The 17,175-nt window shown below is 39.1% G+C and carries 7 protein-coding genes, 2 tRNA genes and 3 rRNA genes; 3 read left to right on the forward strand and 9 right to left on the reverse strand.

Annotated elements, in window-relative coordinates:
* Nucleotides 1-52: 52 nt before the first annotated feature.
* Nucleotides 53-1,831 (forward strand): AMP-dependent synthetase/ligase, encoded by a 1,779-nt coding sequence (locus A0O34_RS02230; protein ID WP_066750835.1) that lies wholly within the window; start codon nt 53-55, stop codon nt 1,829-1,831.
* A gap of 932 nt (nt 1,832-2,763) precedes the next feature.
* Here A0O34_RS02230 and rrf read toward each other — a convergent pair.
* The 7 genes from rrf to A0O34_RS02265 all read right to left on the reverse strand — a co-directional run bounded on the left by rrf (nt 2,764) and on the right by A0O34_RS02265 (nt 11,172).
* A 5S ribosomal RNA gene (rrf, locus tag A0O34_RS02235) occupies nt 2,764-2,871 on the reverse strand.
* Nucleotides 2,872-3,077: 206 nt separating this feature from the next.
* Nucleotides 3,078-5,842 (reverse strand): 23S ribosomal RNA (locus tag A0O34_RS02240).
* A 162-nt stretch (nt 5,843-6,004) separates the two neighbouring features.
* Nucleotides 6,005-6,078 (reverse strand) — tRNA-Ala (locus tag A0O34_RS02245).
* 82 nt (nt 6,079-6,160) lie between these two features.
* A tRNA-Ile gene (locus A0O34_RS02250) sits at nt 6,161-6,234 on the reverse strand.
* Between the two features lie 234 nt (nt 6,235-6,468).
* Nucleotides 6,469-7,985, reverse strand: a 16S ribosomal RNA gene (locus A0O34_RS02255).
* The 16S, 23S and 5S rRNA genes sit together here with 2 tRNA genes alongside, the layout of an rRNA operon.
* Nucleotides 7,986-9,292: 1,307 nt before the next feature.
* A complete protein-coding gene (locus tag A0O34_RS02260) occupies nt 9,293-10,072 on the reverse strand; it encodes a zinc ribbon domain-containing protein (RefSeq protein ID WP_066750836.1) in 780 nt (259 codons plus the stop codon).
* Between the two features lie 2 nt (nt 10,073-10,074).
* On the reverse strand, nt 10,075-11,172 hold the full coding sequence (locus A0O34_RS02265) for a Nif3-like dinuclear metal center hexameric protein (RefSeq protein ID WP_066750837.1): 1,098 nt from the start codon (nt 11,170-11,172) through the stop codon (nt 10,075-10,077).
* A 64-nt stretch (nt 11,173-11,236) separates the two neighbouring features.
* On the opposite strand from A0O34_RS02265, the gene A0O34_RS02270 reads away from it, so the two are divergent.
* The gene (locus tag A0O34_RS02270; protein ID WP_066750838.1) at nt 11,237-12,064 is read left to right on the forward strand and encodes an ion transporter; all 828 of its coding nucleotides are present in this window, start codon (nt 11,237-11,239) and stop codon (nt 12,062-12,064) included.
* Between the two features lie 44 nt (nt 12,065-12,108).
* A complete protein-coding gene (locus tag A0O34_RS22255) occupies nt 12,109-12,267 on the forward strand; it encodes a hypothetical protein (protein WP_157885932.1) in 159 nt (52 codons plus the stop codon).
* Between the two features lie 59 nt (nt 12,268-12,326).
* Here the strand turns inward: A0O34_RS22255 and A0O34_RS02275 are convergent, their stop codons facing one another.
* Together A0O34_RS02275 and A0O34_RS02280 are read right to left on the reverse strand one after the other, a co-directional pair.
* The gene (locus tag A0O34_RS02275) at nt 12,327-14,291 is read right to left on the reverse strand and encodes a T9SS type A sorting domain-containing protein (RefSeq protein ID WP_082891080.1); all 1,965 of its coding nucleotides are present in this window, start codon (nt 14,289-14,291) and stop codon (nt 12,327-12,329) included.
* Between the two features lie 137 nt (nt 14,292-14,428).
* Complete coding sequence (locus A0O34_RS02280; RefSeq protein ID WP_066750840.1) at nt 14,429-17,095, reverse strand: T9SS type A sorting domain-containing protein; 2,667 nt, start codon at nt 17,093-17,095, stop codon at nt 14,429-14,431.
* Nucleotides 17,096-17,175: the final 80 nt, after the last annotated feature.

A 17,175-nucleotide genomic window follows, 5' to 3' on the forward strand; every position in this document is an offset into this window, starting at 1 on the left:
AATTAAAAAAAATGCTTATATTTAGAATTCTTTATAAAATTTATAGAAAATCATGACGATCAAAAGATTATTCGATATACCTCACTTTGCTTTAGAAAAATATCCTAAGGCTGATATGTTTGTGACGAAATATCATGGCGAATGGAAAAAAACTTCTACCCAAGAGTTTATTAATGAAGGAAATAAGATATCAAGAGGACTTTTAAAACTGGGCATAAAACCCGGAGATAAAATCGCTTTGATCACCACAAATTCCCGTACAGAATGGGCAATTATGGATCTCGGACTTTCCCAGATCGGAGTCGTTTCTGTCCCTGTTTACCCAAGTATTTCCCCGGAAGATTATGAATTTATTTTCAATAATGCTGAAATAAAGTACTGTTTTGTTTCCGATAAGGATCTTTTGGGCAAAGTAATGAAGGTAAAACATAATATTCCTTCCTTACAGGGAGTTTTTACATTTGATAATATAAGCGGTGCCGCCAATTGGAGAGAAATTTTAGACCTTGGAGAAGATGATTCTACCCAAATTGAGGTTGAAGATTTATCTAATGCTATCAATTCTGAAGACCTTGCTACGATAATTTACACATCCGGAACCACAGGAAGACCAAAAGGAGTGCTGCTTACTCACCACAATATTGTTTCCAATGTATTGGGGTCAATTCCAAGAATTCCGAAGAAAAAAAGCTTGGATTATAAAGATACGAGAGTGCTAAGTTTCTTACCAATCTGTCATATTTTTGAAAGAATGCTTTTCTATCTTTTCCAATATAATGGTTTTTCTATCTATTTCGCCGAAAGCATTGATAAAATGGGCGAAAATGTAAAAGAAATAAAACCTCACTACATGAGTGTTGTACCTAGATTGGTAGAAAAAGTTTACGATAAAATCTATAACACAGGTTCTTCTGCAGGAGGATTAAAATCAAAAATATTTTTCTGGGCTTTAAATTTAATTCAAAAAAAGAAAGAAGTTTCAAGACCGTCTGGATTACAGGAAATCATTGCTGATAAGTTAGTATTTAAAAAGTGGAGAGAAGGCTTAGGAGGCGAAATTATCACTTTAGTTTCAGGTTCTGCGGCTTTGTCTACAAGATTGAATTTAATGTTCCAAAACGCAGGAATTCCTATCCTGGAAGGCTACGGTTTAACAGAAACTTCTCCCGTAATTTCTGTGAACAGTTTTGATAAAATGAAAACAGGAACCGTTGGTCTACCATTAGATAATCTCACTGTAAAAATTCAGGAGGATGGCGAAATTACCGTAAAAGGACCTTCTATTTTTAAAGGTTATTTTAAAAATGATGAAATGACCAAAGAAGCATTCACAGAAGACGGATATTTCAAAACAGGAGACATCGGACATATAGACAGTGACGGATTTTTACAGATAACTGACCGTAAAAAGGAAATGTTCAAAACCTCTGGAGGAAAATATATTGCTCCACAAACGATTGAAAACTTGGCTAAAGCTTCAAAATTCATCGAGCAAATTATGGTTGTTGGTGATGGTGAAAAAATGCCTTGTGCGTTCGTTCAACCAGATTTTGAATTTGCAAAAAACTGGGCAATGAGAAATAATTTAAATATTGGCTCAACCCCTCAGGAAATTGCAAAAAGCCCTGAATTAAAAGACAGAATAGAAAAAGAACTCGAAGGTATCAACGAACATCTCGGAAATTGGGAAAAGATCAAAAAGATTGAATTAACACCCGAAGTTTGGAGCATTGATGCCGGACTTTTAACTCCAACTTTAAAACTAAAAAGAAAAGCAATAAAAGAGAAATTCATTGATCTTTACAATAAAATGTATGAGCATCATAACTAAAAATAAAAACCGCTTCACTTGAAACGGTTTTTTTATACTATTTCTTTAAAATTGAGGAATACATATAACTAAAACGTTAATAATTAATAATTGTACATGAATTTTTATTAATTTTTTCTTATCGTTAGATCTTTTATGCAAAACAAGGTTATATACATCTATTTGTAACTTTCTAAATTATTATTAAACTTTAATCTCATTTCATAAAAATAATTTGGATTACTGATTTAAGACCAGAATTAATTTACTTTTTCATAATCCTTCATTTATAAATAACAATAAATTTTAAGTATGTCTCATTTTCTGACTTTTTCGGTACTTTCTACCTTTTTCTTACAATATATCTTTTAGAGTTTAATTAGTGATGATTAAATTTTCAGTCACTATTAAAAAATAAAACAGCTTTGACAAAGGTAATTATTTGTATATTTTTTAGAAGCTATTTCCGGCTATCCGCTCATACTCCTCATGCCAACGCTAATAGGCCGATGCCTGTTGCGGGGTAACCGCTACTATCCGGGCTAGGAATCCCTCCTATCTATTAATTGGATTTTCTTTTCTACACGAAAGAGGAGATTAGTTTAAAAAAATGATCTCTCGTAAATTAATAGGATAAAGCAGATTTTTAAATAAGTTTTAAAAAAGAGGTTTAGATCCTTCCAGGATGACAAAGAGAACGGGAGAGGTAAAGGGTTGGAGATTGCTTCTAGCATCTAGCATCTAGCATCTAGCATCTAGCATCTAGCATCTAGCATCTAGCATCTAGCATCTAGCATCTAGCATCTAGCATCTAGCAAAAATACTTATTCCCCGTTCCAGATCAATGGTTTCTTATTCCCTATTACTTATCAATGATGATTGATGATTGAGTTGGTTTGGGGTATGGACATAAAAAAACTCCTTCATCAATCGATGAAGGAGTTTTAAATAAAAACTGGCGGCGACCTACTCTCCCGCTTTCGCAGTACCATCGGCGCTGGTGGGCTTAACTTCTGTGTTCGGAATGGGAACAGGTGAGCCCCACCGCTAAAACCACCCTAAAGGCGTTATATTAAGGTTCGAGGGTTTAGGAGTTAGGGAGTAGCTTGACGCTAAATCCTGATACCTGGTTCCTGATACCTATTTTTAATCGATAAAAACAGTCACAAAGACAAAACCTTTCTTGCACTTGCAAGAGTCTTGAGATAGGTTTATAATGTAATATTAATGATTACTCATTTGATGATTATATTTATTCCTGTAAATAGGCAATAAATCTACGGGTAATTAGTACTACTCGGCTATGCTGTTACCAACTTTACACCTGTAGCCTATCAACGTCGTCATCTCCAACGACCCTTAAAAGATGTCTCATCTTGAGGCGAGTTTCGCACTTATATGCTTTCAGTGCTTATCTCTTCCAAACGTAGCTACTCAGCGGTGCTCCTGGCGGAACAACTGATACACCAGAGGTTTGTTCAATTCGGTCCTCTCGTACTAGAATCAAGCCCTCTCAAACATCTAACGCCCGCAATAGATAGAGACCGAACTGTCTCACGACGTTCTGAACCCAGCTCGCGTGCCACTTTAATGGGCGAACAGCCCAACCCTTGGGACCTTCTCCAGCCCCAGGATGTGACGAGCCGACATCGAGGTGCCGAACCTCCCCGTCGATATGAGCTCTTGGGGGAGACTAGCCTGTTATCCCCGGAGTACCTTTTATCCTATGAGCGATGGCCCTTCCATACGGAACCACCGGATCACTATGTCCTGCTTTCGCACCTGATCGACTTGTAGGTCTCACAGTCAAGCACCCTTATGCCATTACACTCTACGCACGGTTACCAAGCGTGCTGAGGGTACCTTTGAAAGCCTCCGTTACTCTTTTGGAGGCGACCACCCCAGTCAAACTACCCACCACGCAATGTCCTTCTAAAAGAAGTTAGGCTCCAAGTAAGTAAAGGGTGGTATTTCAACGTTGACTCCACAAACACTAGCGTGCCTGCTTCAAAGTCTCCCACCTATCCTACACATTACTTACTCAAAGTCAATACGAAGTTATAGTAAAGGTTCACAGGGTCTTTTCGTCCCATTGCGGGTACTCGGCATCTTCACCGAGACTACAATTTCACAGAGCTCATGGTTGAGACAGTGCCCAGATCGTTACACCATTCGTGCAGGTCGGAACTTACCCGACAAGGAATTTCGCTACCTTAGGACCGTTATAGTTACGGCCGCCGTTTACTGGGGCTTCAGTCAAACGCTTCGCATTACTGCTAACGCCCTTCCTTAACCTTCCAGCACCGGGCAGGTGTCAGACCCTATACAGCATCTTTCGATTTAGCAGAGTCCTGTGTTTTTGATAAACAGTCGCCTGGGCCTTTTTACTGCGGCCAGCATTGCTGCTGGCGTCTCTTCTCCCGAAGTTACGAGACTATTTTGCCTAGTTCCTTAACCATGATTCACTCTAGCACCTTAGGATTCTCTCCTCGACTACCTGTGTCGGTTTTGGTACGGGTTGCTTCACTTCGGCTTTTCTTGGAAGCACTTTCCTTACAACAACTTCGCCCGAAGGCTAGGTCTTGACTATTCCGTCAGTCTCCAGTAAGTACGGCACTCCGTCCCCTTTTTAGTGTGAGCAAGTATGGGAATATTAACCCATTGTCCATCCACTACCCCTTTCGGGTTCGCGTTAGGTCCCGACTAACCCTCAGCTGATTAGCATGGCTGAGGAAACCTTAGTCTTTCGGTGAGCGGGTTTCTCGCCCGCTTTATCGTTACTTATGCCTACATTTTCTTTTCTGTCCGCTCCACAATGGCTCACGCCACTGCTTCTGTGCAAACAGAATGCTCCCCTACCAGATATAACCCAATGGTTATAAATCCATAGCTTCGGTACTCTATTTATGCCCGATTATTATCCATGCCGGACCGCTCGACTAGTGAGCTGTTACGCACTCTTTAAATGAATGGCTGCTTCCAAGCCAACATCCTAGCTGTCAATGCAGTCCAACCGCGTTGCTTCAACTTAATAGAGATTTGGGGACCTTAGCTGTTGGTCTGGGTTCTTTCCCTCTCGGACACGGACCTTAGCACCCGCGCCCTCACTGCCGTGGAACATTTATTAGCATTCGGAGTTTGTCAGGAATTGGTAGGATTTGACTCCCCCGCATCCAATCAGTAGCTCTACCTCTAATAAACTTATACACGACGCTGCACCTAAATGCATTTCGGGGAGTACGAGCTATCTCCCAGTTTGATTGGCCTTTCACCCCTACCCACAGGTCATCCGAAGACTTTTCAACGTCAACCGGTTCGGTCCTCCACTTTGTGTTACCAAAGCTTCAACCTGCCCATGGGTAGATCACAAGGTTTCGCGTCTAATACTACTAACTAAGCGCCCTATTCAGACTCGCTTTCGCTCCGGCTCCGGACCTGAAGTCCTTAACCTCGCTAGTAACATTAACTCGTAGGCTCATTATGCAAAAGGCACGCCGTCACCCAACATGTGGGCTCCGACCGCTTGTAGGCGTACGGTTTCAGGTTCTATTTCACCCTTCTATTCGAAGTGCTTTTCACCTTTCCTTCACAGTACTTGTTCACTATCGGTCTTTCAGGAGTATTTAGCCTTGGAGGATGGTCCCCCCATATTCAGACAGGATTTCACGTGTCCCGCCCTACTCATTTATCATCCAAATATACCTTTCAAATACGGGGCTATCACCCTCTATGGCTGTTCTTTCCAGAACATTCTTTTAAATATATAAAGACTTTTGGGCTAATCCGCGTTCGCTCGCCACTACTTACGGAATCTCTTCGATTTCTTTTCCTCCGGGTACTTAGATGTTTCAGTTCTCCGGGTTTGCTCTCCAATAAATTGGAGTGACATGTCTTCAACATGCCGGGTTGCCCCATTCGGACATCTGCGGATCAATTCGTGTGTGCCGATCCCCGCAGCTTTTCGCAGCTTACCGCGTCCTTCTTCGCCTCTGAAAGCCTAGGCATCCGCCATACGCCCTTAACGATTTCTTTCCTATTTTATTAATTACTCAAGCACTCGCAAGTGCTCGGTTTTCTCTTTGTGATATTTTTACCGTTAATGTCAATGATCTTTAAATTCTTTCTGCTCGTCTGATAAATGAATATTTGTTTTGGCTCTATCCATCTTACTTTTAAATCAAACTCACAAAACTGTGGAGAATAAGGGAGTCGAACCCTTGACCTCCTGCGTGCAAGGCAGGCGCTCTAGCCAGCTGAGCTAATTCCCCCTCTAGGTGCTGTAGGCTATAGGCTACAAGCTCTAGGCAAAATGCCTACTGCTTAAAGCTTATTGCTTACCGCTTTAATTAGTAGTCTCGGGCAGGCTCGAACTGCCGACCTCTACATTATCAGTGTAGCGCTCTAACCAGCTGAGCTACGAGACTTCATTAATTTTAGTTGTCGGTTGTCGGTTTTTAGTTGTTAGTTTGAAAACTAACCTCTAATATCTAACCTCTAACTTCTTTTACTAAAATCTCTCCTCCCTGATACTAATTTCTAGTGGGTTTTGTATTTTTTTAATATAAATCAACCGAGTAAAAAACTAAAACGTTCTTTAAGTAAGTACAATTTGTACATTTAAGTACTTTGTATTTTGTTTAACGTCTAAAGACGCTCTAAAATGAGATGTTCCAGCCGCACCTTCCGGTACGGCTACCTTGTTACGACTTAGCCCTAGTTACCTGTTTTACCCTAGGCAGCTCCTGTTACGGTCACCGACTTCAGGTACCCCAGACTTCCATGGCTTGACGGGCGGTGTGTACAAGGCCCGGGAACGTATTCACCGCGCCATGGCTGATGCGCGATTACTAGCGATTCCAGCTTCATAGAGTCGAGTTGCAGACTCCAATCCGAACTGAGACCGGCTTTCGAGATTTGCATCACATCGCTGTGTAGCTGCCCTCTGTACCGGCCATTGTATTACGTGTGTGGCCCAAGGCGTAAGGGCCGTGATGATTTGACGTCATCCCCACCTTCCTCTCTACTTGCGTAGGCAGTCTCACTAGAGTCCTCAACTTAATGCTAGCAACTAGTGACAGGGGTTGCGCTCGTTGCAGGACTTAACCTAACACCTCACGGCACGAGCTGACGACAACCATGCAGCACCTTGAAAATTGTCCGAAGAAAAGTCTATTTCTAAACCTGTCAATTCCCATTTAAGCCTTGGTAAGGTTCCTCGCGTATCATCGAATTAAACCACATAATCCACCGCTTGTGCGGGCCCCCGTCAATTCCTTTGAGTTTCATTCTTGCGAACGTACTCCCCAGGTGGCTAACTTATCACTTTCGCTTAGTCTCTGAACCCTAAAGCCCAAAAACGAGTTAGCATCGTTTACGGCGTGGACTACCAGGGTATCTAATCCTGTTCGCTCCCCACGCTTTCGTCCATCAGCGTCAGTTAAGACATGGTAACCTGCCTTCGCAATTGGTGTTCTAAGTAATATCTATGCATTTCACCGCTACACTACTTATTCCAGCTACCTCTACCTTACTCAAGGCTCGCAGTATCAATGGCAGTTTCATAGTTAAGCTATGAGATTTCACCACTGACTTACGAGCCCGCCTACGGACCCTTTAAACCCAATAAATCCGGATAACGCTTGCACCCTCCGTATTACCGCGGCTGCTGGCACGGAGTTAGCCGGTGCTTATTCATACTGTACCTTCAGCTACTTACACGTAAGTAGGTTTATCCCAGTATAAAAGAAGTTTACAACCCATAGGGCCGTCGTCCTTCACGCGGGATGGCTGGATCAGGCGCTAACCCATTGTCCAATATTCCTCACTGCTGCCTCCCGTAGGAGTCTGGTCCGTGTCTCAGTACCAGTGTGGGGGATCACCCTCTCAGGCCCCCTAAAGATCACTGACTTGGTGAGCCGTTACCTCACCAACTATCTAATCTTGCGCGTGCCCATCTCTATCCACCGGAGTTTTCAATATTTAATGATGCCATCAAATATGTTATGGGGTATTAATCTTCCTTTCGAAAGGCTATCCCCCAGATAAAGGCAGGTTGCACACGTGTTCCGCACCCGTACGCCGCTCTCAAGATCCCGAAAGATCTCTACCGCTCGGCTTGCATGTGTTAGGCCTCCCGCTAGCGTTCATCCTGAGCCAGGATCAAACTCTCCATTGTATGTTTGTCTGACTCACTCAAAGTTATTAACGTTCTAGTCTTTTCCTTACTTGGTTGTTATATCTATTTTTCAATGATCTTCTTGTATCTTCCGCTTTTTACTATACCTAATTTTCTGTCGTTTTCAGTATAGATTTGCGTGTGCAAAAGTAATTATTTATTTCTAATTGACCAAAATATTTTTGACTTAATTTAAAGTTTTTTAACTAACCCTAAATCTCCTCTTTCATATCCCAATCTTCTACTCCTCTGCTCCCGTTTTACCGGACTGCAAAGATACAAATCTTTTTAAAACTCACAACTTTTATTTACTAAAAATCTAAAGTTTATTTTTTGTTTTGTCCGTAGTCTTTATACTCTATTACCTCCTTCTGCGCTACCAATTAACTCGCGTTTTTCAGTGCCGCAAAAGTAGCACCTTTTTACCCATCATTCCAAATACATTTAACATAATGTTCATATAAAACTCGTATTGTGGAGAAGTTCTCAATCTAATTTATTGATATAGTTTCATTTATAGATTAAGCCGTAGTTATCCACAGTATTCGATTATCTTTTTGAAAGGGCTGGGAAGGGGCGTTTATCAAAGTTGAAAGCGGTGTGAAGGAGATTTTATGAAGTATTATCGTATACTATATATAAGGTATACTCTAATAAACCGAAAACCCAGAAGGTTGGGAGTCGTTGTGATTATAGTTGTTTTGGATGTGGATAAGAGATAAATAATGTGCTGTCCTTTTGCCTTGAAGCAAACGGACCAAAAATTCAAGACTGGAAGCTGCAAGCTAAAAATGAATCCTGTTCTCTAAAAATTCTAAAACTTGCGCGAATTCAAGATTGGTTATTCGATTCAGGATTGGTCTCGCGCTTCAAACAGTAGAATTTTTTTAACGTTCTCAGAATTCATTTTCTTAACGCTGCAACTTCCTAGGTCGCTTTGCAGTCATGGAAAGGACTAGCGATCGATTGATATTGTATCTAGGTAATTTTCTATTACGAGAAACAGAAATAAGAACGCCCTCATCCCCAAGCGGCATCCTTTTTGGAGGCGGCCGAAGCGAAGCGCAGGCCGTAACCAAAAAGATAGAGCGCAAAGACGGAGAAAGCTCCTGAAAAGTTTTGAGTTGGAGAGTTAAGGGGTTAGAGAGGATGGAGAGTTGGAGGGTTTATATTTGAGATTGCTTCGGCGCTTCGCTTCTCGCAAAACGGTTTGGGAAAAGAAAAAAGCCAGAGCAAAATGTCTTTGCTCTGGCTTGGTAGTTTAATTTTATCTGAATCGAACTTTCAGAAGTGATTAAAATCTATAATTAGAATTTAATTACAGTTTTCATTCTTTCAGTTTCTTCAATTACTAACTCGTCATCTACAAGGATTTTCCCTGAGTGCTCATCAATAATAATTTTCTTTCTCTGAGCGATCTCCATCTGCTTTTGAGGAGGAATAGTGAAGAATGATCCTTTCGGAGCTCCTCTTTCTAATCCTACAACCGCTAAACCGGTAGGAGAACTTGTTCTGATTCTAGTATAAGAAGCTAGCAATCTCTCGTCGATCTTAGCTGCATATTCTTTCGACTGCACGATCAAATAGTCTTCTTCTTTCTGAGTTTCAGAGATAAGACCATCCAATTCTTCTTTTTTGAATTTTAGGTGGTTTTTAAGATTACTGATTTTTGTATTCAGTTCACTTAAAGTTTCGTTTTTATGAGCAATTTTAACTCCGAATTCTTTGATTCTTTTTTCAGCAAGCTGAATTTCAAGATCTTGGAATTCCATTTCTTTTCCTAATGCTTCAAACTCTTTATTGTTTCTTACGTTGTCTTGTTGAGACTTGTATTTATCAATTAAAGCTTTTGCATGGTTTATCACTTCATGCTTGGTTTTGATCTGATCGTCCTGATCTTTGATATCAGCGTGAAATTTTTCAGCTCTTTTTTCAAGTCCTTCAATCTCGATTTCAAGATCTTCAACCTCAATTGGCAATTCTCCTCTTGTATTTCGGATTTCATCCAATCTTGAATCTATGATCTGTAAATCGTATAAAGCTCTTAACTTCTCTTCAACTGAAATATCGTTGGTCTTTGTTGCCATATCTAAAGGAAATAATTTACTGGGTTTGTTTTTTCGTTAGATTTCGAAATTGCAAATGTAGTGAATTTTTGTGACAAAATTTCAAATAATTGTTGAGTAACGAATTGCTCTGATTCATAATGACCTATATCGCAAATCAGCATTTTGGATTCTGCCAGGAAATAGTCGTGATATTTGATATCTCCCGTAAGATAGGCGTCGCATTTCTTGGATAGTGCAGATTTTATCCCACTTGCGCCGGAACCGCCCAACACTCCTACTCTTTTTATTTTTTTATTGTTAAAATCTGAATGTTTAATAATTTCAAGGTTAAATTTTTCTTTTACAAACTTTAAAAAATCCTTTTCATCCATCTCTTCATCGAATTCTCCGTACATTCCTAGGCCTGAATGTTGATTTTCATTATCTAAATTGTAGATCTGATAAGCAACTTCTTCATAAGGATGTGAAGATTTCATCGCAGAAAGAATCTGACCTTGTTTGTAACCTTCAAAAATGACCGAAATCATGTTTTCATCTGCATTTTCACGGATATTTTGTTGTCCTGAAAACGGATTTGAGCCTTCAATTGGTCTGAATGTTCCATTTCCGGGAATTGTAAAACTGCATTCATCATAAAAGCCAATACTTCCCGCTCCTGCTGAGAAAAGAGCTTCTTTTACCTGTTCAGAATGATCTTTAGGAACAAAAACCGTTAATTGCTTTAAATTATTTTTCTTGGGCTGAAGAATTTTCAGGTTTTTTAAGCCTAAATGATTACAAATTCCTGCATTTACTCCAAAAAAATCGTTATCCCAAGCAGTATGAATGGCATAAATGGCAATTTTATTTTCGATCGCTTTTAAAACTGCTCTTTCCACATAATTTTTTCCTGTTAAAGATTTTAATCCTGAAAAAATAATCGGATGAAAACATACTACAAGATTACAATTTCTCTCAATTGCTTCATCTATAACGTTTTCCAAGGCATCGTGGCAAACCAAAATTCCGCTCACGTTACGGGTTGGAATTCCACACAGCAATCCAACATTATCAAAATCTTCTGCCTGCTGCAACGGAATGCGCGTTTCTATTTTAGAAATTACTTCACTTATTGTCATTTTATTCTGTATGTTTGCTACGAAAATAACGATTATTTGTTAATTTAAAAAAAGCATTAAAAAAATGGAAAGAGAGCACAACCTTATTCCCGGAGATGCGCTCTGGAAAAGGCATCTTTACCGAATTATTTACCGTTCTGATACCAAACTCGGAAAATTATTCGACATTATTTTATTATCCTTAATTCTTGTAAGTACCTTCATCATTATGATGGAAAGTGTACCTCAGCTTGATAAAAAATTCCATTATACCTTTATTATTCTTGAGTGGATTATTTCCATATTTTTTTCAGCAGAATATTTTAGCAGAATTGCTGTTGTAAAAAATAAGAAGCAATATGTTTTCAGTTTTTTCGGAATTATTGATTTTTTGGCTTTAGTTCCGTTTTATCTGAGTTTTTTCTTTCCTGTAACTAAATATTTCCTGATTTTCAGAATGCTGAGAATGTTGAGGGTTTTCAGGGTTTTCAATCTTCTGGATTTTATGAATGATGGAACTGTAATTGTGAGAGCATTAAAAAACAGTTCAAGAAAAATATATATTTTCCTTTTATTTTTAATTATTTTCTCAGTAATCGTTGGTTCTCTGATGTTTATGGTAGAAGGCGGAAGACCTGGATTTGAAACTATTCCGCAATCTATTTATTGGGCGGTGGTTACGGTGACAACGGTTGGGTATGGCGATGTTTCCCCGATTACTCCGATGGGTAAATTTTTTGCGGTTATTCTGATGTTGGCCGGTTATTCTATTATTGCAGTTCCTACAGGGATTGTAACTGCGGAAATGCGAAACAAAAGGCAGAATCTCGAAAAGATATGCGAAAGGTGCGGAAATGAAGATATTGATGATGATGCAAGGTATTGCAAGCAGTGTGGCAAGAAATTAGCTTAATACTATTTATAAGTTTATTCTATTAACCAAAATACCGCAAAATCATGGAACCACAAAAGAAAAACAAGCCAAGCAGTTTAGTAATTATTCTTTTTGCTTTAATTGTATTAATGATCATCATTTATTTTATCCTCGTGATGTTTTTCCCTACAGTTTTTGAACATATGAATACAGGTGACATACAACCTGTTCCAGACAAATAATCTATACATAAAACGAGACGACTTAATTGCCGTCTCGTTTTTAGTTGAATTAATTGTTTTTACTTTTTAATTGCTTTGATCGTTTGTTTAGAACCATCTTTCATATTTAATGTTATTAAATATAGTCCTGATTTTAATTCATTTAGATGAATTACTGAACCCGCATTATCAATTGTTTTCACTAATCTTCCTGACATGTCAGAAATAATAACAGATTTTACGTTGGAGACATCTGAAATATTCACTACATCTGCGAAAGGATTCGGATATACTTTAATACTGTTTTTAGTTCCTGCAACTTCTGAAGTTCCTAATGTTCCATTCGTAATGTTAATACTAAATGTTCCTTCTGGGTCATCAGAGAAGCCACTGTAACTTCCTACGTTCACCAAGTAAGTAGTTCCGGCAACTGTTGGTATTGAAATCGTTTCTGTACCACCCTGGCCATTATCATCAACACGGTCTACACAAACCAAATTACCACAAGTACCTGAATAAACGCCAATCGCTGGATCAAAATTGCTTGCTGAAGGCATTGTTACTGTAATTACATTCGTATTACCGTTACCTGTAAATGAGAACCATGTACCGTCATTCATACTACTAGAACAAGCTGTAACAAATCCTGCGTTATTGGTAGCACCTTCTCCGTCAGACTGTGTATAATTATATGGGAAAGTAGTTGCTTGTAATGCTCCTGAGCAATCATCATTTGCCGGTGGCGGTGGAAATGTCCCGATACAGATATCAAAACTTTGGTTACTTCCTGAACCATAATAACTGTATACTCTTACGTAATAAGTTCCTCCCACGGTAAGTCCAGAAAGTGTAGATGTGGTATCATCCGAGCATAAGATACTGTTTAATGAGCCACAAGATCCGTCAAATACCTGGAAATAGGTGTCTGTATCATCATCCGAGCCTACAGAAACGATATTGGAAAGTGAAACTCTATGAGTGGTAGCTGTTGCCACAAATTTAAACCAAACATCATCATCAGGATTACCAAAACAAGGATCAGGAATTAAACCTGAATCTGTAGCTCCCAATGTATATCCTGAAGTTACAGTACCGCAATTTAGATCAGAATTTACGGTTAATGCAGTCGCAGCCGAGCATTCATCGTTTGCCGGTGATGGTGGCACTGTTGTAAACATCGTATCAGAACAGCCTGAAGACTCTCCTGCTGCACTTACTGCTACAACTTTTACATAATAATTAATACCTGAATTAAGAGCCGTTGGAACCGTAAAACTGTTTACAGCGACTGATTGCTGGTTAACAACATCTGTTCCTCCAGGAGTCGTACCAATAGAAATTTTATATCCTGTAGCTCCAGAAATGTTATTCCATGTAATTGTAGGTGATAATGGAATAAATATGGAATTATTTGAAGGATATGTTATGAATGGACAAGCAGGAATAGGGTTTGGAGTTAATCCATTAAAAGTAATCACAGATTTATAAGGCTCCAAGTTTCCGTCTGATGGAGAAAAAGGATCCGGATTTACGTTATCGTCTCTAAAATATAGGGTAGAATTTGGAGCTGAAGGATAAACATACATCGCTTCATCAAAATCATTAGAATCATAACCTGCAGAGTTTTCCTCAGCTGCAACTACCAGATTACTTGTGTTGTTGTACGCAAATGGTGTTGCAAAAGTAATCTCCACTACTCCATTTGTATTGGTTACGGTTCCGGAGAACACCTGTGTTAACTGACCGGCAGGAATCCAGTCTGAGTCTGTAGCAAATGAAGTTTTTGCAGTTTGACCCAAATAAACCACCCAATCTGAAGAACTGGCGATCGACATTGTAGGATCAAGATAAAACTTGAGACCTGTAATATTTCCTGCCGCATTTTCATTAATTTCCTGTTTCGTGAAAATTTGCTGAACGTAAGAATATCCATAATAGGTGCTTATTGGAGCAACTCCAACATCGGTACTTCCTGTACCCAAATTGATCTGGGCATTAAGTGTCATGCTTATCATTAATAAACATGAAAGTAAAAATTTTGTCATAAACGAATGTATTTTGCTGATTTGCCACTAAATTAATAATAATACCTTCATATCACACTTTAAAATCTAATATTTAACTAAAAAAAATAACGGCTAAAAAATTTAGCCGTTATACAATTAATTGTAGGTTATGAAATTTACTTCTTAATTGTTTTAATCGTTTGTTTTGTACCGTCTTTCATTTCTAAAGTCACTAGATACATTCCTGATTTTAATTCTCCTAAATGAAGAGTTGAAGTCGGATTGCTGATCGTTTTTACCAATCTTCCAGAAATATCAGTCACTAAAACAGACTTCACTTTAGAGATATCTGAAATAGTAAGATCATCAGTGAAAGGATTTGGATATGCTTTGATATTATTTTTAGCTCCTGAAACTTCTGAAGTTGCTAAAACTGATGCATCATAAGCTGAAATCTGGAACTGTCCATTTGTACTTGTTCCTCCTGCAGTTCCTGTATATCTCCATACGCTAAAGTATAAAGTTGCTCCTGGAGTTTGTCCTGTCAATGCAACTGTTGAATAAACTCCAGCTGAATTATCGTCATTACAAGCAATAGAAGTTAAAGATCCACATGTTCCGCTATGAGCAGAAAGAACTGTATCTAATAATCCTGATCCTGTAACCCCTTTAGTTTCTACTGTAATGCTTCCACTTGCAGGCACCACTACTGAGAACCAAACATTATCTCCTCTACTAGTCTGACATGATGTTGTACCATCTGTCGTTGCTCCTGCATTTGAAGTTGTTAAAGGGCTCGCTGCAAAGTTATTACCAACTGTTAAAGCAACGGCTCCTGAACAAGTATCATTCGCTGGTGGCGGTGGTGGAGTTCCAATACAGATATTAAAGCTATTGCTATATCCTGAACCATTACTGTTATATGCTCTTACATAATACTTTTGTCCCGGTGTTAATCCTCCAACAGTTGTTAAGTTTGTAGTACCACAAGCAACACTTGCTAATGTTCCACATGTTCCGCTAAACACCTGAGTATATAAACTCGTAGATGATGAGCTACCCGTAGAAACTACATTTGATAAAGTAATCGTATGTGCAGTTGAATTTGCAATAAAAGAATACCAAACATCATCATCAGCAGTACCTGTACAAGTAGCAACTGCAACGTTAGAGTTAGTAGCACTTAGCGTAGTACCTGCAGTTGTAGCAGCACAAGCTAAATCCGGGTTAACTGTTAAACTTACAGCATTCACGCACTCGTCGTTTGCAGGTGGTGGTGGTGGAGTTCCGATACAAATATTGAAACTTGCATTATATCCTGCGCCTGCAAAGGTATAAACTCTTACATAATAGGTCTGACCAACTATTAAACCGCTTACAGTACCTGTATTTGGATCTGAACATAATAAGCTTGTCTGTGAACCACATGTCCCGCTTAATACTTGGAAATACATATCACTAGCAGTAGTTGTTCCCGTAGAAACCACACTTGATAACGCAACCACATGTGCAGAGCCTGTAGCTACAAATTTAAACCAAACATCATCATCAGGATTTCCTGAACATGGTCCTGCAGCTAAAGAAGTGGTAGCCCCTAAGGTATTACCTGCTGTTGTAGCACCACAAGCCAAATCTGGATTTACAGTAAGAGCCACAGCATTAGCACATTCGTCATTTGCAGGAATTGCTGCAGTAGTCGTTTTAAAATTTCTTTCAGTACAACCTGTTGATACAGTAGCGCCGCTATAAGCAGTAATTGTATAATAATACTGAGTGTTTGGAGTAAGTTGTTGAGCAGTTGTTAATGTATATGTTAATACATTTCCAAGATCAAAACTGTTTAATATATCACTAGCACCTGCAGAAGTACCAATACTTAATCTATAACCAGATGCTCCAGCAATAGTAGACCAAGTAAATGTAGGTTTTACAGACAATCCTGTCTGAGCAGCAGTTGGAGAAGAAACTGTAGGGCAAGATAACGAAGCTGTTGTAAAGCTTCTTTCTGTACATCCTGTTGAGCTCCCCGCAGCATTAGTTGCATAAACTGTATAGTAATACTGAGTACTAAAGCTAAGAGCAGTCGTTAATGTATAAGTTGTTACATTCCCTACATCTGTCATATTCATAACATTTGTACCGCCTGGAGTAGTACCTATACTGATCTTATAAGATGATGCAGAAGGTGATGCCGCCCAAGTAATAGTAGGCAAAACAGAAACGCCCGTTGCAGCAGCAACAGGAGCAGAAACTACAGGACAAACCGGCGCTGAAGCTGGCATAAGTCCTAAAAGAGTAACATTAGATAAAGTAGCTGCACGCCCTCCTGCAGCAATAGGTACTGCCGGGTTAAAATCCGTAGTGTCATTTCTATAATACATACTGCTGTTTGTAGTACCTGACGCAGATGCGTAGAAATAGTCTGATGTAGAATTAAAATCTGGCTTATTCTCATGTACTGCAATAACCAGGTTATCAGTATTGTTATAAGCAAATGGAGTTGTAAAAGTAACTTCAACCACTCCTGCATTATTAGTGATAGTTCCTGTAAATACCTGAGTCATTGCTGATGTGGCAATCCAGCTAGCTGCCGTTGTTCCAGCAAAAGCAGTAAGAGTTGTATGCCCTACAAAAACCTCCCATTGATTTGACTTATCAAGTACCGCAGCGGCTGGTAAATAAAATTTTAAACCAGTAATATTACCTGTAGCAGCAGCGTTAATACTTGTTTTGGAAATAATTTGCTGAGTATAGTTATACCCCCAATTGGAAGCTATGGGATACGCTCCTGTAGTCGTTCCACTGCCCAAAGTAATTTGAGCATTCACGATTGTGGCTATCATAAAAAATAGACATGTAAGTAAAAGTTTTTTCATACGTAGTAAAATAAAAATTAGAGGGTAAATGTAAAAAATTAATTCAA

Origin of the sequence: Chryseobacterium glaciei, from assembly GCF_001648155.1 — a bacterium.
Classification (GTDB): domain Bacteria; phylum Bacteroidota; class Bacteroidia; order Flavobacteriales; family Weeksellaceae; genus Chryseobacterium; species Chryseobacterium glaciei.